20 protein-coding genes are annotated in these 19,523 nt (G+C 66.4%); 11 read left to right on the forward strand and 9 right to left on the reverse strand.

Features of this window, described 5'->3' with window-relative positions; all coding sequences use genetic code 11:
- Window positions 1-2 precede the first annotated feature (2 nt).
- Both G9C83_RS12460 and G9C83_RS12465 read right to left on the reverse strand, forming a co-directional pair.
- A complete protein-coding gene (locus G9C83_RS12460; protein ID WP_167246458.1) occupies window positions 3-935 on the reverse strand; it encodes a hypothetical protein in 933 nt (310 codons plus the stop codon).
- A complete protein-coding gene (locus G9C83_RS12465; protein ID WP_167246459.1) occupies window positions 925-4,236 on the reverse strand; it encodes a PKD domain-containing protein in 3,312 nt (1,103 codons plus the stop codon). The genes G9C83_RS12460 and G9C83_RS12465 overlap by 11 nt, the downstream gene beginning before the upstream one ends.
- A gap of 201 nt (window positions 4,237-4,437) precedes the next feature.
- Between G9C83_RS12465 and G9C83_RS12470 the strand changes: the two genes are divergently transcribed.
- The 6 genes from G9C83_RS12470 to G9C83_RS12495 all read left to right on the forward strand — a co-directional run bounded on the left by G9C83_RS12470 (window position 4,438) and on the right by G9C83_RS12495 (window position 9,874).
- On the forward strand, window positions 4,438-6,321 hold the full coding sequence (locus G9C83_RS12470; RefSeq protein WP_167246460.1) for a 2-oxoacid:acceptor oxidoreductase subunit alpha: 1,884 nt from the start codon (window positions 4,438-4,440) through the stop codon (window positions 6,319-6,321).
- Between the two features lie 3 nt (window positions 6,322-6,324).
- Window positions 6,325-7,263, forward strand: coding sequence for a thiamine pyrophosphate-dependent enzyme (locus G9C83_RS12475; protein WP_167246461.1), 939 nt, complete (start codon window positions 6,325-6,327; stop codon window positions 7,261-7,263).
- Window positions 7,264-7,453: 190 nt separating this feature from the next.
- Window positions 7,454-7,882 carry an HTH-type transcriptional regulator LrpA1 gene (gene lrpA1 / locus G9C83_RS12480; RefSeq protein ID WP_167246462.1) on the forward strand — a complete coding sequence of 143 codons (429 nt, stop codon included), beginning with the start codon at window positions 7,454-7,456 and terminating at the stop codon, window positions 7,880-7,882.
- A 46-nt stretch (window positions 7,883-7,928) separates the two neighbouring features.
- Complete coding sequence (locus G9C83_RS12485) at window positions 7,929-8,405, forward strand: SRPBCC family protein (RefSeq protein WP_167246463.1); 477 nt, start codon at window positions 7,929-7,931, stop codon at window positions 8,403-8,405.
- Between the two features lie 31 nt (window positions 8,406-8,436).
- Window positions 8,437-8,991, forward strand: a complete 555-nt coding sequence (locus G9C83_RS12490; RefSeq protein ID WP_167246464.1) for an FAD-dependent oxidoreductase — start codon at window positions 8,437-8,439, stop codon at window positions 8,989-8,991.
- Window positions 8,992-9,133: 142 nt separating this feature from the next.
- Window positions 9,134-9,874, forward strand: coding sequence for a histidine kinase (locus G9C83_RS12495; protein ID WP_167246465.1), 741 nt, complete (start codon window positions 9,134-9,136; stop codon window positions 9,872-9,874).
- Here G9C83_RS12495 and G9C83_RS12500 read toward each other — a convergent pair whose 3' ends face one another.
- Genes G9C83_RS12500 through G9C83_RS12510 form a run of 3 tightly spaced genes read right to left on the reverse strand, consistent with a single transcriptional unit; the run spans window position 9,875 to window position 14,111 of the window.
- Window positions 9,875-10,273, reverse strand: coding sequence for a thioesterase family protein (locus tag G9C83_RS12500; RefSeq protein ID WP_167246466.1), 399 nt, complete (start codon window positions 10,271-10,273; stop codon window positions 9,875-9,877).
- 43 nt (window positions 10,274-10,316) lie between these two features.
- Entirely contained in the window at window positions 10,317-12,131 is a 1,815-nt protein-coding gene (locus G9C83_RS12505) for a DEAD/DEAH box helicase (protein ID WP_167246467.1), read from the reverse strand.
- A gap of 45 nt (window positions 12,132-12,176) precedes the next feature.
- Complete coding sequence (locus tag G9C83_RS12510) at window positions 12,177-14,111, reverse strand: aldehyde ferredoxin oxidoreductase family protein (RefSeq protein ID WP_167246468.1); 1,935 nt, start codon at window positions 14,109-14,111, stop codon at window positions 12,177-12,179.
- Window positions 14,112-14,298: 187 nt separating this feature from the next.
- Between G9C83_RS12510 and G9C83_RS12515 the strand changes: the two genes are divergently transcribed.
- Genes G9C83_RS12515 through G9C83_RS12525 form a run of 3 tightly spaced genes read left to right on the forward strand, consistent with a single transcriptional unit; the run spans window position 14,299 to window position 15,229 of the window.
- Window positions 14,299-14,685 carry a hypothetical protein gene (locus G9C83_RS12515; RefSeq protein WP_167246469.1) on the forward strand — a complete coding sequence of 129 codons (387 nt, stop codon included), beginning with the start codon at window positions 14,299-14,301 and terminating at the stop codon, window positions 14,683-14,685.
- The gene (locus G9C83_RS12520) at window positions 14,682-14,966 is read left to right on the forward strand and encodes a ubiquitin-like small modifier protein 1 (RefSeq protein WP_167246470.1); all 285 of its coding nucleotides are present in this window, start codon (window positions 14,682-14,684) and stop codon (window positions 14,964-14,966) included. Before G9C83_RS12515 ends, G9C83_RS12520 begins: the two co-directional genes overlap by 4 nt.
- Window positions 14,963-15,229, forward strand: a complete 267-nt coding sequence (locus G9C83_RS12525) for a hypothetical protein (RefSeq protein ID WP_167246471.1) — start codon at window positions 14,963-14,965, stop codon at window positions 15,227-15,229. The genes G9C83_RS12520 and G9C83_RS12525 overlap by 4 nt, the downstream gene beginning before the upstream one ends.
- On the opposite strand, the gene G9C83_RS12530 is transcribed toward G9C83_RS12525, so the two are convergent.
- Entirely contained in the window at window positions 15,226-15,585 is a 360-nt protein-coding gene (locus G9C83_RS12530) for a hypothetical protein (RefSeq protein WP_167246472.1), read from the reverse strand. The genes G9C83_RS12525 and G9C83_RS12530 overlap by 4 nt on opposite strands.
- A 99-nt stretch (window positions 15,586-15,684) precedes the next feature.
- Between G9C83_RS12530 and G9C83_RS12535 the strand changes: the two genes are divergently transcribed.
- Complete coding sequence (locus G9C83_RS12535; RefSeq protein ID WP_167246473.1) at window positions 15,685-16,086, forward strand: MoaD/ThiS family protein; 402 nt, start codon at window positions 15,685-15,687, stop codon at window positions 16,084-16,086.
- Here G9C83_RS12535 and msrB read toward each other — a convergent pair.
- Together msrB and G9C83_RS12545 are read right to left on the reverse strand one after the other, a co-directional pair.
- Window positions 16,083-16,511, reverse strand: coding sequence for a peptide-methionine (R)-S-oxide reductase MsrB (gene msrB / locus G9C83_RS12540; RefSeq protein WP_167246474.1), 429 nt, complete (start codon window positions 16,509-16,511; stop codon window positions 16,083-16,085). The genes G9C83_RS12535 and msrB overlap by 4 nt on opposite strands.
- 48 nt (window positions 16,512-16,559) lie before the next feature.
- Window positions 16,560-17,195: a dienelactone hydrolase family protein gene (locus G9C83_RS12545; protein WP_167246475.1), complete on the reverse strand. Its 636-nt coding sequence runs from the start codon at window positions 17,193-17,195 to the stop codon at window positions 16,560-16,562.
- 144 nt (window positions 17,196-17,339) lie between these two features.
- On the opposite strand from G9C83_RS12545, the gene G9C83_RS12550 reads away from it, so the two are divergent.
- Window positions 17,340-17,702, forward strand: coding sequence for a helix-turn-helix domain-containing protein (locus G9C83_RS12550; protein WP_167246476.1), 363 nt, complete (start codon window positions 17,340-17,342; stop codon window positions 17,700-17,702).
- 37 nt (window positions 17,703-17,739) lie between these two features.
- Here G9C83_RS12550 and G9C83_RS12555 read toward each other — a convergent pair whose 3' ends face one another.
- Window positions 17,740-19,254: a Na+/H+ antiporter NhaC family protein gene (locus G9C83_RS12555; RefSeq protein WP_167246477.1), complete on the reverse strand. Its 1,515-nt coding sequence runs from the start codon at window positions 19,252-19,254 to the stop codon at window positions 17,740-17,742.
- Between the last annotated feature and the right edge of the window lie 269 nt (window positions 19,255-19,523).

Raw genomic sequence — 19,523 nt, forward strand, 5'->3', positions numbered from 1 at the left:
CCCTATCTTCGCCGCCAGAGGACCGCTCCGACCAACGCCAAGACGACGAGCACCGCACCCGCACGCCGTTCCGTCGGGGATAGCGCTTCGTCGTCGACGTACCCCTCGCGGTACTGGCGCGCCGTCTCGTTGCTGTAACTGACGTCGGCCGTGCCGCCCGGCATTTGCTCGAAGTGGTCGTCCCACGCGTTCGCTGTCTCGTTCGGTTTCGCCATGAACTCCTTCTGGTCGAACTTTCCCTCCGGCTGGCCGGTGTCGTTGAACACCATCACCTTGCCTGCGACGACGTCGTCCGGGGCTTCGTCGAGCTCGAATCTGAACTCGCTCGAACTCCCGGGTTGCGGCGCGCCGATCTCGAACTCGCCCTGAGTTTCAAACGTCTCTGCGCGCACGTGGAGTGCGTACGCTCGCTCCCCCGGATTGTGGACGGTAGAGACGAGCTCTGTCGAGTTCTCGCTTCGAACTACCTGGACATCACTCACATACGGAGTTGGAACGTCGGGACTCGACGCGTTCAGGTGGTGTGTGAAATTGAACATGAACTCCCGTTCACTCGCAACTATACGTACTGAGTGGTTATCTTGAGTTGTGTCAAGATAACTGGTCACATTCTTCGATACAAATTTCGATTCTCCACCCTCTAACTCTGGCATCTCAGGACTAAATCCAACACCGTCAACCCATAGCCCAAATTCACTTGGGTACTTCATCCCTCCTTTATTTTCGACCCCAACACAGACGCGGTTAGCAGTCTCTAAAAAACTTACAAAGAACTCTACATGTAAGTTAAATTCTTTATCTATATCAACTGCTCTATGTTTCTTTGCATCCTCACACGGACTTTCAGATTGATCTGTCGGAACCGCAGTAGCGCTTGGAACGATAGCTAGAGAGAGTACAACGAGGACGACGAGGAAGACATTCTTACCGGCCATACTTTTCCTCTATTTTCTCCGTTAATATATCTTCAATTCTTTCTACACTAATAACTCCGTCTTCCGTGTGTTCGACTATCCGGGAGACCTCTCGGCTCTCCATCTCCGGCAACCGCTTCGTATCTTCACGTGTGACGTACTTCGTGAGCGTAACGTTCGCTCGGCCGACTGTCTCGACTACTGAGTCTCCGTCGTTGAGACTACCGACTTCCGCCGTCCTCGTTCCGGTCTGCTTACTGAGAACCCACTGCTGACTGGGCACGATGTCCGCGATTCGAACGTCACGAGAGTTAGCCGCACTCTCAGCCATGATTTCGCTGTGTACGGTTTTCCACGGCTGCCACTCGTACGAGGCTGGGTCGACGAGCGTGCGGTTCTCCGCCAAGTACACGTCTCGCATCTCCGAGCGTTCGTGTTCCACTTCGTACTCGTACTGGCGCTCGTACTCCGGTTCACGGACTGTCACGTGACGCATATCGCCCGTGTACTCGTGCGAATAGCTCCAAGGATGTGTTGACCAGTATGTCTCCTCGACGGTCCGACTTCGTGTGACTTCCTTCGTGCGGGTTACCGTATGCTCCTCAGTCACTGTCTCGGTCGTCTGATACGACATGCAGCCGAACATCCCGCACTTCTCTTTGTAGACGATTTTCGACTCCTCAGTCGTATACGTGTCCTCGTACGTTTCGGTCGTCTCGTAGGTCTCGGTCGTCTCGTACCGGAACTCCTTCTCCGTCCGGTACTTCCCGTCGCGGACGAGCTTCTGCCGCGTGTCCCCCGTGAAGGTTCCAGAACCGCCGCGGTTGGACCGCCACTCGTTCTCGGTCGTCGTCCACGTATATTTCTCAGTCGTCGTGCCGTCCGCCGACCACTCGGGATGCGTTTCTAGGAAGAACTCTCTACGTCCTCGCTCGTAGAACCGCATCTTGTCCACATCGTACTCGACGGGGTCGGTCTTTACGTACTTCTCCAACTGGAATTCGCGGCCTGCTTGATTCACCTGCTGGACGTGGTATCCAGAATCCACGAGGTCGTCTCGAACCCCCTCGTTAGCCGTTCTTCGAACGGTGTGTTCGGGTCGCTCGACGAGATACGACACCGACGTTGAGACGTCCGCTATCTCGCTGTACGCGGATGCGTACACCACGGGCTGCGGTACCGTCGTGGTGTACTCCATCTGCGGGTGAAGCGTGGGATACGACGACAGGTTAACCGGGCCATCACGGAACGCCTTCGCCGGAATTTCGACCGTCCAGTGGTGCCATCGCCCTCTGCCTTCCGGGTCTGGATCGGCGACTTCTCCTGGCCTCTCTTTGCTATTCACCCGATCGACTACGGACCCGTGTTCCGGGCGAACGCCGAACGAGAGTTTCTCTTTGTACGTCGCCCTCGACAGGTAGTAGCGTTCGGATTTCACCGAAACAGTAATAGTCTCGTTCGGATAGAACGGGCCACTTTCTTCGATCGTCGGGTCTTCGAGTTCCGGAGCGAACCAATCGAGTAGACCGGACGAGTTCGTCGTCTGCTGCTGACCGTCGACCAGTTGTAGCCACACGGTATTCGTCACCTCAATCCCGATTCGAGACTGATTTCGGCCCGCATCGACCCCGTACCAGTGGTACTCTAACGGAGAACCGTCGGGGTCGAAGGATTTCCGCGCGTCGAACACGATCCCCCGCAACCGATTGTGTTCCGTTTGCGGATCGATGGTCTCCATACGAATCTCCGGTGATGAGAGCGTGACCGGAACTGAATCGCTCGTTCGGTTGGTGTAATCATTTACGCGCCACCGAACCTCCGAGAAGCCGCTAATGTCTGCTATTCGCTCCCTGTATGACGACTTCTCGAGAATTAGGTAACCTTTCTCATCAACTGATTTCTTTAATTCTGAATTTTCCCCTGCTCCAGTCACGCGTATAATGGCCTCTATTTTCCCCGGCTCCACACCGTTCAAATCGACTTTCACGCGGTAGGTCGCCGTGTACCTCGACTCGTCGATGCGTGGGTGGTACTGGTCGAGTGGGCCGTCCCGAACGAAGCCTGCCGACACGACTTCTGGTGGTCCAGGTACCGCCACGGTTCGGATGGCGACGTCGGTCTGTCCGCGAGCGTCGCGAGCGCGTACCGTGATCGTGTGGTCGCCCGGTTCGAGTGAGTCGAGATACGTCTTCGCGGCCAGTTTGTCCCCGCCTTTACGGCCGTCGCGGCCGTCCGTGGCGAACGTCTCAACCTGCTCGCCGTCGACGTGCACCGTCACGGTCTGGAGGTTCTCGTAGTCGTCGGTGGCTTCGATGGTGACGGGGGCGACGCTGTTGTTCTCGACTTCGACAGTCGTCAGTTCGGGTGCGGGGTCCGCGACGACGGTCCGGGTCCCGTCCGAGAACGTGGCGACGTCGCCGTCTGTCGCGGCGTAGAGCTCGTGGACGCCGGGAGTGAACGAACGCGTAGTGGTGGTGCCGCGGGCGACCTGCCGTCCGTCCTGCATCCACACCCCGGACGCGTCGTTCGTGAGTTCGTACTCGGCAGTCAGATCACCGTGTCCCGTGATGACCTGCGGGCCATCGACGTCGGCGTTACTGCCTCCCGTCGCGGTGTCGTCGGTCGAGGTGCCCCCGTCAGTTGGGTCAGTGACGGTGATGGGGCTCTTCGCGGTGTCGCGCTGGTCGTCTTCGTCGACGGCGGCGACGGAGACGGTGTGCGTGCCCGTCGTCGGGAAGCGGACCGTTCGCGTGGTCGTCGTCGCGTCGCCGGAGACCGACTCCGTCGCGACGTGTTCGCCGTCGACGCTCCAGACGAGTCTGTCGAGCGGTGCGCTACCGGCGTCGGCGTCGACGGTGAACCGCGCCGGGTCGCCGATGGTCGTCTCTGTCGGTGACGCGAGCGACGCGGTTGGCGGATCGCCGGGTTTGACAGTGACGTAGAGAGTGTCCGTCGTCGTGGCGCCGTCGTCGTCGGTGACGGCGAGCGTGACGCGGTACGTGCCCGTGGCTTCGGCTGAGAACTGCGTCTGTTCGCAGTCGCTGCAAGTCGGTGTGGTGGCGTTCGTGACGTCACCGGACTCGGCGGCGACGGTCCAGTCGTAGCGCTCGATGGTGCCGTCGGGGTCGCGGGACCCGCCGGCGTCGAGGTAGACTGTGGTTCCGCGGGTAACCGTCTGGTCGAGGCCCGCGTCGGCGAGCGGCGCTTTGTTCGATGCGTCGACACCGGTCGACGCGGCTGTGCCTGGGGTCGTGACGGCCGCGAGGACGAGACACGCGGCGAACAACCAAGCTGCTTTCACGCTACTCTCAATTGAACCCACTATCTACTACATAAAATTTCATAGCTAAATTTCAAGTATTATAATCGGCGTGTCTGCCAGCGTTCTCCCCGCGACGACGCGGTTTTCCGCCGGTCTGCGGCAGTCCTTAATCATCTTTCCGTGATAATGGATGGCAAACGATTTAGTGTGGGTCAGTCCTACACCCTACTAACGGTCCGAGCACGGGCCAGAGGTTACACTATGACTGATGACGAACTCATTTGGCGAGTGGCGGGGGGTTCCGGCGACGGAATCGACTCCACGAGCCAGAACTTCGCGAAGGCGTTGATGCGTTCGGGCCTCGACGTCTTCACGCACCGGCACTACCCGTCCCGCATCCGCGGCGGCCACACGTACGTGGAGATTCGGGCCCGGGACGGCAACGTAACGTCCCGCGGGGACGGCTACAACTTCCTGCTCGCGCTCGGGGACTCGTTCGCGCGCAACCCCAGCGAGAACGCCGTCTACGGCGACGAGGAAGTGAAGCCGCTCGCGGAGAACCTCGACGACCTCCGCGAGGGCGGGGTCATCGTCTACGACGAGGGCCTGCTCGACGAGGCGGACATCCCGAACTTCGAGGAGCGCGCCGAGGAGAACAACTGGCACGTCTACCCGCTCGACCTCCGCGGCCTCGCGAAGGAGCACGGCCGCGAGGTCATGCGGAACACGGCCGGTGTCGGCGCCACCGCGGCGCTCGTCGACATGGACCTCGAGCACATCGAGGACCTGATGTCGGACGCGATGGGCGGCGACATCCTCGAGCAGAACCTCAAAGTCCTGCACGACGCCTACGAGCAGGTCAACGAGATCGACGACCACCCGGACCTGACGGTCCCGCAGGGCGAACACGACGAGGACCAGGTCCTCGTCTCCGGGAGCCACGGCGTGGCGTACGCGGCCATCGACGCTGGCTGCCGGTTCATCTCCGGCTACCCGATGACGCCGTGGACGGACGCCTTCACCATCATGAGCCAGACGCTCCCCGACATGGGGGGGATCTCGGAGCAGGTCGAAGACGAGATCGCCGCGGCGGCGCTCGCGGTCGGCGCGAGCCACGCGGGCGTGAAGTCGATGTCCGGGTCGTCCGGCGGCGGCTTCGCGCTGATGAGCGAGCCGCTGGGGCTCGCGGAGATGACGGAGACGCCGCTGGTCCTGCTCGAAGCGATGCGCGCGGGTCCCTCCACGGGGATGCCGACGAAGCCCGAGCAGTCTGACCTCGAGCACGTCCTGTACACGAGTCAGGGCGACAGCCACCGCGTAGCGTTCGGTCCGAGCGACCCGAAGGAGTGCTACGAGCAGACCCGGACGGCGTTCGAGATCGCCTACGAGTACCAGATTCCGGCGATCGTCGTCTACGACCAGAAGCTCTCCGGCGAGTACCGGAACGTGGACGCCTCGTTCTTCGACCGCGAGCCGAACCCGACGCTCGGGAGCACGCTCACGGAGGACGAGATCGCGGAGGCCGCCCACGACGCGACTGGGAAGTTCAAGCGCTTCCAGCACGACGTCGAGGACGGCGTCAGCCCGCGCTCGATTCCCGGCCAGAAGGGCGGACGCTTCCTCGCGACGGGCAACGAGCACTGGCCGACCGGCCACATCGCGGAGGACCCGGACAACCGGACCGCGCAGATGGACCGGCGCGTCCAGAAGGTCGACGCCATCCGCGACGACCTCGACGAGCGCGACCAGCAGGTCGTCTACGGCGACGAGGACGCGGACTTCGGCCTCATCGTCTGGGGCAGCCAGCAGGGCACCGTCGAGGAGGCGGTCCGGCGGCTGAACGACGACGGGAACAGCGTGAAGGCGCTGGGCGTCAGCGACCTCTCCCCGTTCCCGGCCGAGCGCGTCCGGGAGTTCGTCGAGAGCGTCGACGAGGCCATCGTCGTGGAGATGTCCGTGACGAAGCAGTTCCGCGGCCTCATCCAGAAGGAGGTCGGGGACTTCGGCGGGAAGCTCTCCAGCCTCCTGAAGTACAACGGCAATCCGTTCGAGCCCGCGGAGATCGTCGAAGCGGTCGAGCTCGAACAGAACGGCGGCGGCGAACCGACCGCCCAGACCACCCTCGAACCCGCGGCAGGTGACTAACCCATGAGCAAGGCATTCAGCGCGATCGGAGAGGATAGGGAGGTCGAACGGGACGAGTTCACGCCCGGCGTCGAGCCGCAGCCGACGTGGTGTCCGGGCTGTGGCGACTTCGGCGTCCTGAAGGCGCTGAAGGGCGCGATGGCGGAGCTCGGCAAGGACCCCGAGGAGGTCCTGCTGTGCACCGGCATCGGCTGCTCGGGGAAGCTCAACAGCTACTTCGAGAGCTACGGCTTCCACACGATTCACGGTCGCTCGCTGCCCGTGGCCCGCGCCGCGAAGCTCGCCAACGACGACCTCGAGGTCGTCGCGGCGGGCGGCGACGGCGACGGCTACGGCATCGGCGGGAACCACTTCACGCACACCGCCCGCGAGAACCACGACATGACCTACATCGTGTTCAACAACGAGATCTTCGGCCTGACGAAGGGCCAGACGTCCCCGACGTCGCCGAAGGGTCACAAGTCGAAGACTCAGCCTCACGGGAACGCGAAGGACCCGGTTCGGCCGCTCTCGATGAGCCTGTCGGCGGGCGCGTCCTACATCGCCCGCACGGCGGCCGTGAACCCGAACCAGGCCCAGGAGATCCTCGTCGAGGCCATGGAGCACGACGGCTTCTCGCACGTCGACTTCCTCACGCAGTGCCCGACGTGGAACAAGGACGCCAAGCAGTACGTCCCGTACGTCGACGTGCAGGACAGCGACGACTACGACTTCGACGTCACTGACCGTCGCGAGGCCGCCGACATGATGTACGAGACGGAGAACGCCCTCCACGAGGGCACCGTCCTCACCGGCCGGTACTACAAGGAGGAGGACCGGAACTCCTACCAGCAGGAGAAACGCTCTCGCGGCGACATGCCCGAAGAGCCGCTCGCCGAGCGGTACTTCGACGACGACTACGAGTGGGAGCGCTCGTACGACCTCATCGAACGCCACAAGTAACCTCTCGGCCCGCTAATCGCCCATTTTTGCGGTAGTGCCGTCGTCCCTCCCAGTAGTAACGCCGGCCGTGGGACGTCGAACAGCGACGCCGATACCAGGTCGTTTGCGCGCTCGACGTGTCGCTTCGCGAGCACGCCACGCGACTTTCCCGTTCGGAAGATATTTTTTCACAGGCGCCAAAATGAGGGGTGTGAGCACCGAATCGACGGAAGACCGAATCCTCGCCGCGCTCGAGGAGGACGCGCAGGCGTCGTACGCCGACATCGCCGCGCGCGCGGACGTCTCGAAGCCGACGGTCCGGAAGTACATCGACAAACTCGAAGACGAGGGCGTCATCGTCGGGTACTCCGCAGACGTCGACCCGAAGAAACTCTCCAGTCAGTCCATCTCGCTCGTTGGTATCGACGTCGCCTCCGAGCGGTACGTGGAGGCGACGCGGGCGCTGAAGGAACTGGACGCAGTCCACGCGCTGTACACCTCTAGCGGCGACCACATGCTGATGGCGGAGGTCCGCGCCGCGGACGGCGACGCGCTCGGCGAGGTCATCAGCGACGACATCCTCGGTATCGACGGCGTCACCGCCGCCCACCCGTCTTTCCTCCAGGAGCGTCTGAAGTAACGCCGCTCGCCGCCGGAGTTTTGCGCCGGCCGCCCCAAGCACTCGTATGGCGACTTTCGAGCGGGAGCTGCGGGTTCGCGCGCCGCTGTCCGAGGCCTGGGCGTTCCACTCCACCGAGGAGGGGTTGCTGGCGCTGACGCCGGCGTGGCTGAATCTCCGCGTCGAGCGCATCGAGCGCCCCGAGGGCGGCGGGGACAGCGACGTGCTGACGGAGGGCACGCGGATTCACGCGTCCGTCCGGCCGTTCGGCGTCGGGCCGCGGCAGGCGTGGGTATCGTACATCACGGAGCGCGAGGAGCGCGAGGACACCGCGTACTTCGTGGACGTGATGGAGGACGGGCCGTTCCCGGAGTGGGAGCACACGCACGCGCTGTACGCGGACGGCGAGCAGACGCTGCTGCGGGACCGCGTGAAGTACCGGACGCCCGCGGGCCGGCTCGGCGACGAGGCCGCACGCTTCGGGCTCGCGCCGATGTTCTGGTACCGCCACCGGAGAACCCGCGACATTCTCGACGGGCCGTAGCTTTATCGGTAGAGCGGGCGACTAGTGGCGTATGACAGACGTCATCGTCGCCGGCGGGGGTCCCGCCGGCCTGGGCGCCGCCCTGTTCACCGCGAAGAACGACCTCGACACCGTCGTCTTCGACACCGACGAGACGTGGATGCACAAGGCCCACCTCTACAACTACCTCGGCATCGAGTCCGTCGGGGGCACGGAGTTCGTGGAGGACAGCCGCGACCAGGTCGACGAGTTCGGCGTCGACCGCCGCCAGGGCGAGGAGGTCACGGGCGTCGAGCAGTCCGGTGACGGGTTCGCTGTGACGACCGACGACGACGAGTACGAGGCCGACTACGTCGTGCTCGCGACGGGCGCGAACCGCGAGCTCGCCGAGGACCTCGGCTGTGCGTTTACGGACGAGGACGTCGTCGACGTGGACGTCGACATGGAGACCAGCGTCGACGACGCGTACGCGACGGGCGCGATGGTGCGCGCCGAGGAGTGGCAGGCCATCATCGCCGCGGGCGACGGCGCGGCGGCCGCGCTCAACATCCTCTCGAAGGAGAAAGGCGAGCACTTCCACGACTTCGACGTGCCGGACGAGGAGTAACGAGCGTCGAGTCGCGGTCGCAGTCTGTTTTCCGTCGGTCCGTGAGTCCAGTCGCGAGTGTCGCGGTCCTCACGCGACTGATTCTCGGCGGAGTTCGCTCCGCCACGCGGATTTATGAGGTGTCGCCGATACGGTGACAGCGATGGCTGAGGACGCGCCCGCGCTGCCGGACATCGTCGACCAGGTCGACGAGCGCGCGCTCACGCTGACGCTGTACAACGTCGACGTGCCGCGGACCGCGCTCGGGGACGTCCAGTCGTACTTCGACGTGCAGTCCGTGGACCTGCGGCGGGCCGCGACCGACGACGGCGTCCCGCGGAATTTCGTCGTGCTCCACGACGACGCCGAGTACGTCGCGGCGGCGTCGTTCGGCGAGCTCTACCGGGTCGTCCGCCCGGACTCGCCGCTCGTGACCGTGGACGACCCCGGCGACATCGAGTACCCGGACTTGCTCCGACACGTCGACCAGTCCGTGTTCACGAACTACGGCCGCGACCGGATGGTCGTCGCGTCCCGGGAAATCGAGTCCAGCGCCCACCAGTTCGGCGGGCGGCTGCACGCGGGCTTCCAGCGGCTGTCGAACCTCCGCCCGCAGTACGGCCTCTACGAGCGCCTCGCCGCGGCCGGCGTGGAGACCCACATCTACGGCCGGCCGAACTGGGACGTACCGACGGACGCCCACCGGATCCACGCCTACGAGGACGGCGAAATCACGGACACCTGGTTCGTGGTGCTGGACGCCGACGCGGACGCGGACAAGCGCGCGCTGCTCGCGGAGGAACGCCAGGACGGCCAGTTCTTCGGCTTCTGGACGTTCGACGCGGACGTCGTCGACACGGTTCTCGCACGCCTCGAAGCGTTCCCGGCGACGGGCCCCGCGTAGTCAGGCCTCGGCGGCCGCGAACGCGTCCCGCCACGACTCGGGGACCGGCCGACTCTCGCCAGTCTCCTCGTCGATGGTGACCTGTACGGACTCGGCTTCGACGGCGACCGTCCCTTCGTCGCGGACCTCGTACGCCATCGTGAAACTCGACCCGCCGACGCCCGTGACGGCGACGGCGACCTCGACCTCGTCGGCGTGCGCGACCGGCTGGTAGAAGTCCACGTCGAGGTGCGCGACGACCATCGAGAGGTCCTCGAACTCGAAGTCCGCGTGCTCGGCGAAGTAGTCCACGCGGGCCTCCTCGAGGTACGTGACGTAGGCGGCGTTGTTCACGTGCCCGAGGGTGTCGTGGTCCTGGTAGCGCACGTCGACGGCGGTCGCGAACGGGAACTCGGTCATCGTCGGAAGTCCGCTCGCCGGCCGCTTGAAGCCCGCGATTCACTCAGTCCTCGCTGCCGACCGCCTGCTCGCTGCCGGACTCCGTGACGCGGACGCCCTTCGCGGCGAGGTGGCGCATCCGGCTGCGGGCGTCGTCCTCCTCCTCGGTGCCGCGGGTCGCGAGCACGAACAGCAGCGATTGACCGCCCGGACGCATCGTCCGGCCGGCGCGCTGGGCGCCCTGCCGGCGGCTGCCGCCGAGTCCGGACGCGACGATCGCGAGCTCGGCGTCCGGCAGGTCGATGCCCTCGTCGCCGATGCGGGAGACGACGAGCGTGTCCAGCGCGCCCGTGCGGAACCGGTCGAACAGCGCTTCGCGCTCGGCGTGGCGGGTCTCCCCGCTGACGAACGGCGCGTCGATGGCCTCGGAGAGGCGCTCGCCCTGTTCGAGGTAGTCGACGAACACGAGCGCCTGCTTGTCGCCGTGCTGGCGCAGCAAGTGCTCCACCTCCTCGTCTTTCGCGGGGTTCTCCGCGGCGAGGCGGCGGCGCGTGTGCCCGCTCTCGGCGGCGTACTCGTAGCGCGCGTCGTCGTCGCGCCACGGCACGTACCGAATCTCGACGGTGGGCTCCGCGACGTAGCCCGCGTCGAACAGTGCGTCCCAGTCCGTGCCGATGGGCGGCCCGATGAGCGTGTAGATGTCCGCCTCCTTGTCGTCCTCGCGGACGGGGGTCGCGGAGAGCCCGAGGCGGTGCTTGCTCTGGAGGTCCGCCGAGCGCCGGAACACCTCGCTCGGGATGTGGTGGGCCTCGTCGTAGACGATGAGACCCCACTCGCGGTCGTCGAAGACGTGGCGGTGGCGGTCCATCCCCGCGGTCTGGTAGGTCGCGATGGTGACGGGGCGGACTTCCTTCGTGCCGCCGTGGTACTCGCCGATCTGGTCGCGTTCGAGGCTGGTGTGCGCGAGCAGCTCCTCGCGCCACTGGCTCGCGAGCTCGCGGCTCGGCACCAGGATCAGCGTCTCGCCGCCGACGGCTTCGAGGACGCCCATCGCGGCGACGGTCTTCCCCGAGCCCGGCGGCCCGACGAGCACGCCCGAACTCGCGTCCACGAAGCGCTCCACCCAGTCGGTCTGGTAGTCCCGGAGGTCGAGGTCGAGGTCGACGTCCAGCGGCTCGCCGGTCTCGAGGTCGCGGTCGTCCTGCACGGGGTAGCCGGCCTCGTAGAGCGTGCGCTTCAGCTCCGCGACCTTGTTTTCGGCGACCCACGCCTCCGTGTCCGAGATCGGCGCGCGAATCACGTCGTCGCCGAGGTGCTGGTCGGCGACGTTCCCCAGCAGGCTCTCTGTCTTCGCTTCGAGGACGACGTAGCCGTCCTCGTGCGTGACGAGGCGGAACCGCGTCGCGCGCGTCCACTGCTCTTCCACCCAGTCTTTGAGGCCGGGGCAGTCCCGCGGCAGCACCTCGTCCATCGCCGCGAGCAAGTCGTCGAGGCTCTCGAACGGCGCCGCCCACACGTCCTCCTCGCGGACGACGTACCGGTAGCTCCCCGTCCGCGTGGTGTCCGCGAGGTGCGCGAACCGCGACAGCTGCGCGCGCGTGAACTGCGCGGGCTGGTCGACGACGATTTCCCTGCGGTCCGGGAACGGCACGACCCGCTCGCGGTCCGTGAGTTCCAGCCAGTCCCGCGGATACCACACGACGGGGTCGTTCTCCACGTCCGCGCGCTCCACGTCGCCCGCCTCGGCGAGCTCCGCGAGCGCGTCGGCGGCCTCAGCCTGCGTGCAGTCGAGCTCCCGGGCGACCTGCGCTGCGGTCGCGACCGGCCGACCCGCGGCTTCGAGGGCGTCGTGGAACGCCTCCTTGGAGATGTCGGTCACTACACCGGGGTAAGGCGCGCGCGAAAAAACGGGTTTCGAGTCCGATCAGTCGTCGGCGGACGCCGCGCCGCTCGCGGAGACGCCGGTGCCGGGACCGAGGTCGATGCCGAGCTCGTCGAGCTTCTCGTCGGGGACGACGCCGTCGACCCAGCCGCGGTCCTGGTAGTACTCGTCTTTCATCGCGTCGAGCTCGCAGAGCTCGCCCTCGATGCCGCCGCCCGCGGGTACCGCGTCCTCGGCGCCCTCCACGAAGCGGTCCGGGAGGGTGTCGTCGTCGCCGTCGAAGCCCGCGAGGTTGTTGTAGTAGCGTTCGAGGTTGTAGATGCGCTCGCCGGCTTCCAGGAGCTCGTCCTCGTCGACCGAGCGGCCGGTCATGCCGTTGTACTGGTCGATGTACTCGTCGACGCCCTCCGCGAACGCGTTGAACTTGCAGATGTCGAAGGAGTCCGAGATGGCGTGGAGGTCCTGGAAGGTCGCGGTGAGCTCGCCCTTGCCCTCCCAGTCGGTCGGGTCGACCTTCTCCGGGATGCCGAGAATCTCGGCTGCGGGCGTGTACCCGCGGAGGTGGCAGCCGCCGCGGTTCGAGGTGGCGTACCCGATGCCCATGCCTTTGAGGCCGCGCGGGTCGTACGCCGCGATGGCCTGGCCCTTGACGTCGAGGCGGCAGTCCTGAGCGTCGAGTGCCCCTGCGGCGCGCTTCTGGCCCTCCGCGAGCGTGTCCGCGAGGTCGCCGTCGCGCTCGCCGATCTTCTCGATCATCTCGGTCATCGCGTCGATGTCACCCCAGTCGATGCCGGCGTCGTCGTCGACGTAGCCCTTCTCGGTGGCTTCCATCGCGAACGCGAGCATGTTCCCGGTCTCGATGCTGTCGATGCCGATGTCGTTACACCGGTCCATCATGACCGCGATCATGTCGCGGTCGTCGTTCATGGAGTTCGGCCCGAGCGCCCACGCGGGCTCGTACTCGTAGGACTCCATGCGGACGTTGAGGTCCTGGCCCTTGTGGTGGACGTCGACTTCGACTTCCTTCTTGCAGGCGACCGGGCAGGAGTGACACGTCGGGTCGTCGACGAGGATGTTCTCCTCGACGTTCTCCCCGGAGACCTTCTCGGAGTCGATGTTCGGCTCGTCGGGCTCCGCTTCCGCCTCGGTGCTCGTGGAGGTGAAGCGGCCGTTCCGGGTGGGGAGGCCCTCCATCTCCTCGGTGAGGTTCATCAGGACGTTCGTCCCGTAGACGGAGAGCCCGCCCTCGTTGGGTGCGGTGACGTCGGACTCCTGGATCGCCTGCATCGCGGCCTTGTGGCCGTTCATGAACGTCTCGCGGTCGGCGGGCTTGGGCATCTCCGTGGAGGATTTGACGACGACCGCTTTGAGGTTCTTCGACCCCATGACGGCGCCCGTGCCGCCCCGGCCGGAGGCGCGGTCGTCCTCGTTGATGATGCAGCCGTACCGGACCTCGTTCTCGCCGCCCGGCCCGATGGCCATCGCGGAGAGGTTCTTGCCGTACGCGCCCTCGACTTCCTCCTCGAGGGTGTCGATGGTGTCGTGGATGCCCTCCCCCCAGAGGTGGCTGGCGTCCCGGAGTTCGAGTTCGCCGTCCTCGACGACCGCGTAGACGGGCTCGTCTGCTTTCCCCTCGAACAGGAGGCCGTCGAAGCCCGCCCACTTGAGGCGCGCACCGCTCCACCCCCCGTGGTGGGAGTCAGTGACGGTGTCCGTCAGCGGGGACTTCGTCACGACCGCGATGCGGCCGCTCATCGGCGTCTGCGTGCCCGTCAGCGGGCCGGTCATGAACGCGAGGAGGTTCTCCTCGGAGAGCGGCTCGACGTCCGGGCCGTTCTCGAAGACGTACTTCACGCCGAGGCCGCGCGCGCCGATGTACTTGCGCGCGTCCTCGTCGTCGATGCTCTCGTAGTCGACGTCGCCCGCGCCGAGGTCTACGCGCGCGACGTTGTCTCGGAATCCACCTAGGTCAGTCATAAGTTGTGTTCTATCGTTACATACGGACTGTTCCCCGATAGTGATTCCCACGTCGACGTAACTTATTTCGGTTACAATCGGGATTCTTCCGGGGTCGCTGTACCGGGGCCGACTGCCGCTCGGCCCCGCTCCGTCTCGGGGTTCCGGCGGCGGGAGCTTTATGCTCGTCGCCACGCCACGTGCCACCATGGAGACGGTGTCACTCGGCGTCCCGGAACCGATTCTCGACGCGCTGCCCGCCGACAGCGAGGACACGCGCAAGGACATGCAGCAGGCGGTCGCGGGCTGGGAGCGCCGGCTCAACGACGCCATCGAGTCGGCCGACTCCGAGGAGGAAGCGGTCTCGTACGTCGTCGACGCCGTCGAGCGCTTGGAGTCGCGCCTGGAGCGCTTCGACGAGTTCGTCCCGGAGCTCCGCGCGTGGGGGCAATCCCCGATCTACGCGATCTCGTGGCGGAACCTCTACGCCGAACTGATCGCTCAGCTCTACGACCACGACGAGCTCGGCGCGGCGCTGGACCGCGAGCGGAACCAGCGCCTCGTCGAGGACGGAATCAGGTTCGGGAACGCATGAACGTCGAACTGCGCTTCTTCGCGACGTTCCGGCAGGCCGTCGGCACGAAGGTCGTCGAGCGCGAGTACGACGACGGGACGACGGTCGGGGACGTGCTCCGCGAACTCGAAGCCGAGTACGACGGCCTCGACGGCCAGCTCGTGGAGAACGGCGGGCTCCGTCCGCACATCAACGTGCTGAAGAGCGGGCGCGAGGTGCTCCACCTCGACGGGATGGAGACAGAGCTCGCGGACGGCGACAGCCTCAGCATCTTCCCGCCGGTCGCGGGCGGCCGCCGATGAGGCGCCGCAAAGAGTTCCGCGGCATCTCCGTGCGCCTCGCGCGGAACTACCTGGAGAGCCTCGGCGGCACCGTCGTCGACGACGACACCGTGGAGGGCGACGGCTGGCGCGCGGAGCTCTCCGCGGAGAAGGTCGCAATCGGCCCGAGTCTCGAACTCACGGAGGTCACCGTGGACTTCGAGGCCGACGACGACTTCGGCGACGCGGCGTTCGAGCAGCTGATCGAGGACTTCTCGCAGAAGGCGATGCGCGCGGGCGGCTAGCGGTCGACGGTTTCGAGGCTGTCGATCAGTCGCCGGGAGAACTCGACTTCGGTGAGGTCGCCGTCAGCGAGCGCGACGAACCACGCTTCTTCGGCCCGCCAGCTCCCGAGCGGGTCGTCGTCGAGGTCCGTCACCGTGGCTTCGACGCTGCGCACGGGCCAGTCGCGTCGGTCGAACAGTTTCCGGAAGTCGTTGACGACGTCCCCGACCTGCTGGTGGGGAATCTCGCCGTTCGCGTCGGCGGCGGCGGACTGGTAGGTGAGGTGGTAGCCGTCGTCGTCGACGGCGACCTCCCGGAGGTAGCAGCCGTGGTTCGTGAGCCGGGATTCGAGCGCGAACTCGCTGTCCTCGTCCATCGTCGGCACGTCGTCGGGCAGCGGGATAGACGTTTTCCCCCAACTCGAGGCGAACACGTTCGGGGCGGTGTTTAGGCGTGCGGGCGCCGAACTACCGGTATGAGCGTCCAGGACCGCGAGGAGGCCGACGGACAGCGCGCCGAGACCACGGTGGAGGTCCGCGCGACCGGGCACGTCCGCCGCGAACTCGGCACGCACAGCATGGAGTTCACCTTCGAGGGCGACACCCTCGGGGAGTTCCTCGACGCGTTCTTCGACGAGTACGGCCTCGAAGAGATGCTGCTCGCGGAGACCGAGGAAGAGGAGACCGCGGCGACGTGGGCGAACTACCCCGGGGACCCGCCCGGCCGCTGGGAGCGCAACCCCGAGGGCGAGCGCACCCGGGCGTACGCTCGCGTGCTCGTCAACGGCCGCTTCAACGAACTCCTCGACGGGTTCTCCACCGAACTGGAGGACGGCGACCGCGTCGCGCTCACCTACCCGTTCTCGTACTGCTTCTAGCCCTCGGGCTCGAAGTCGAGCGCGACCGAGTTGATGCAGAAGCGCTCTCCCGTAGGCTCCGGGCCGTCCTCGAAGACGTGGCCGAGGTGGCCGCCGCAGGTCGCGCAGACGACCTCCGTGCGCTCCATCCCGCGGCTGTGGTCGGGCCGGCGCTCGACTGCGTCGCTGTCGGCGGCGTCCCAGAAGCTCGGCCACCCGCAGTGCGCGTCGAACTTCGTGTCCGCGTCGAACAGCACCTCGCCGCAGCCCGCACACCGGTACGTGCCGTCGTCGTCGCGGTCGACGTGCTCGCCCGAGTAGGGCCGCTCGGTGCCGGCCTCGCGGAGGACTTCGTACTCCTCGTCGCTGAGCCGCTCGCGCCACTCCGCCTCGCTCTCCGGGACGTCTCGGGCGTTCGCGCCGCCGGCTTCGGAGCTGTCACTCATACCAGCACGTAGGCACCGACGGCGGGTAAACGTACAGGTCGTCGCGGCTCAGAGGCTCCCGAGGATGTCGGCGGCGTGTTCGAGCTCGTCCTCGTTGACGGTGTGGCCCATGCCCTCGTAGATGCGCTCGGTGACGTCCGCGTTCATCGACTCGAAGACGTCGCGGGTCTCGTGGACGCGCTCCTCGGGGATGTGGGGGTCGCGGTCGCTGCACCCGAGGAAGACGGGGGTCTCGTCGAGGTCGCCGTCGTAGTCATGGGTCGTCCCCTCGGGGCCGTGCAGGCCGCCGGAGAACGCGACGAACCCGCCGAAGCGCTGGGGGTTGCGCGCGACGAACTCGCTGCCGAGACACGACCCCTGCGAGAACCCGAGGAGGGCGACGCGGTCGGCGGGCACGTGCTCGGTGACGTCCGCGAAGACGTCGCTCACGAGGCCGAGCGCGGAGCTCAGCCACGGTTCGTTCTCCTCGGTTGGTTCGAGGAAGCTGTTCGGGTACCAGGTCGCGCGGGCGGCCTGCGGCGCGACGAACGCGGTGCCCTCGCTCGGGAGGTCGTCGGCGAACCCGAGCATTCCCTGCGCTCGCGCGCCGCGGCCGTGCAGCAAAATTACGGCCCGCTCGGCGTCCGCGAGGGAGGGGCCGCGGTGCTCGACTGGCTGTCCGGCGTGGGGGTCGGCGTCGCTCATGCGGCCACGTACTCCACCCACACGTAAACCGTTCAGCTAACCTCGGAGCCATCCGGTGACGGACGCGTCACCGAGAGCGCAGTTTCACTGTGATACCTGATTCCAGCCGGAACCACTATGCGTGGGGGCTGCCTACGTGCTCGCATGGCAGACGAGCGATACAGCGAGGAGGCCTGCAGCGTCATCGACTCGCTGGAGCAGATCGGCTCCCAGTGGCGGCTCATCGTGCTCCACGACCTCCAGGAGGGAGAGAAGCGCTTCAACGAGCTGAAGCGCTCGACGGACGCCAGCTCGCGGACGCTCTCCCGCGTGCTCGACGACCTCCAGGAGATGGGGTTCGTCAACCGGCGCCTCGAAGAGGAGTCCCCGGTGGCGACGTACTACTCGCTGACCGCGAAGGGCGAGTCGCTGTTCCCGGTGTTCGACGCCATCGAGGAGTGGGCCGAGGAGTGGCTCGGCGACGAGGAGGACACCGCCGACGCCGTCACGTCGCTCGCCGACACCTGAACGCGTTCTCCATCCGTGACGCGGTCCGGACCCGGAGTCAGTCGCTGGGCTGCGGGGCGCCCGGGCCGGTGATATCGAACTCCGAGAACACGTACACGAGGCCGCCGAGCAGGATCACGCCGGCCGGCAGCAGGAGGTACGGCGTCACGGAGAGGTACCCCCAGACGAGGAACAGCGCGATGGCGACCACGAACGCCGTCGCGGCGTAGTAAATCTGGGTGCGGACGTGGTCGATGTGGTCGGCGCCCGTGAACGTCGAGGACAGCACGGTCGTGTCGCTGATCGGCGAGCAGTGGTCGCCGAAGATGGCTCCGGAGAACACCGCGCCGATGACGGGGCCGAGCGCGCCCATGCCGGAGACCTCGACCGCCAGCGGCACCGCGATGGGGGTGATGATTCCCATCGTCCCCCACGACGTCCCGGTGGTGAACGACGTGAACCCGGCGGCGACCGCGACCACGACCAACAGCAGTCCCGGCGTCACGAGCCCCTCCGCGACGGACGTGACGTACTGGCCGGTGCCCAGTTCCGTGGTCACGGTGCCGATAGACCACGCGAGTACGAGAATCGTGTTCGCGGTCATCATGATCTTCATCCCGTCGACGAACGTCTCGACGCTCTCGCCGAACGAGAGGATGCCGTGGCGGAGCCCGAAGTACCCCGCCGAGAGGACCATCCCGGCCGCGCCCCAGACCAGCGACAGCGCCCAGTTCGCGGCGCCGAGCACGCCCACGAGGTCGCCGCCCGCTCTCCCGGTCCAGTAGACGCCGACGAGCGTGACCGCGACCAGCATGACGATCGGGACGACGAACGACCGCACCATCGGCTTCGTCGTCTCGGGTTTGCCGAGGTCGCCCTCGATGTCCTGCATCGGCTGGGCGTCGTCGCGCAGCACCTTCCCGGTCGAACTCGCGCGCGCCTCGGCGGTCTTCATCTCGCCGAAGTCCCGCCCCGAGATGACGATGATGCCGACCATCAGGACGGCCAGCAGGCAGTAGAAGTTGAACGGGATCGAGCGCAGGAACGTCACGAACGCCGCGGGCGCCGTCTCGGAGATGCCGGCGGCGCTGTACCCCTCCTCTATCATCGACACCTGGAACGCGATCCAGTCCGAGAACATGAACGTCGCGACGGGCGCGGCCGTCGAGTCGACGACGTAGGAGAGCTTCTCGCGGCTGATGTCGTGGCTGTCGGTGACGTCGCGCATCGCCGTCCCGACGATGGCGGTGTTCGCGTAGTCGTTGAAGAACACCAGCATCCCGAGAACCCACGCCGCGACGCCGGCCTGCCGCCGGTTCTCCAGCCGCGAGGCGGCCCAGTCGCGGACGGCGAACGACCCGCCGAGCCGCCAGATGAACCCGACGCCGGCGCCCAGCAGGAACGTGAACACGAGGATGGACACGTGGAACTCCGTCGCGATGGACGCGATGATCCAGTCGAACGTCGTCCCGAGGCCGTGCCCGCCCGTGTAGATTATCGCGCCCGCCCACACCCCCACGAGCAGTCCCGGTATCGCGCGCCGTGACACGATGGCCGCGACGATGGCTAGCACTGGCGGTACCACCGAAAGTGCGCCATAGGTTGCCATATCTAGAGCTTTCTATGTATGTTTCCGTGAACGTTTCGGTGGTCTCGACGACTGCCGGGCCCGGCGCTGCGACCGTCCGCGGCGGGGCGCGGTCAGAACGACAGCAGCGCGGCGACCACGCGTCTCCCGGCTGTACTCGCCGCGGGGCTTGGAGACGCGTCGCGTCACCCCGAGTCGAGGCCCGGGGCGTCCGGTGCGCGAGTCGTGTGAGCGCCCTCGGCGACGCGATGGAT

Origin of the sequence: Halobacterium sp. R2-5, from assembly GCF_011734195.1 — an archaeon.
GTDB lineage: Archaea > Halobacteriota > Halobacteria > Halobacteriales > Halobacteriaceae > Halobacterium.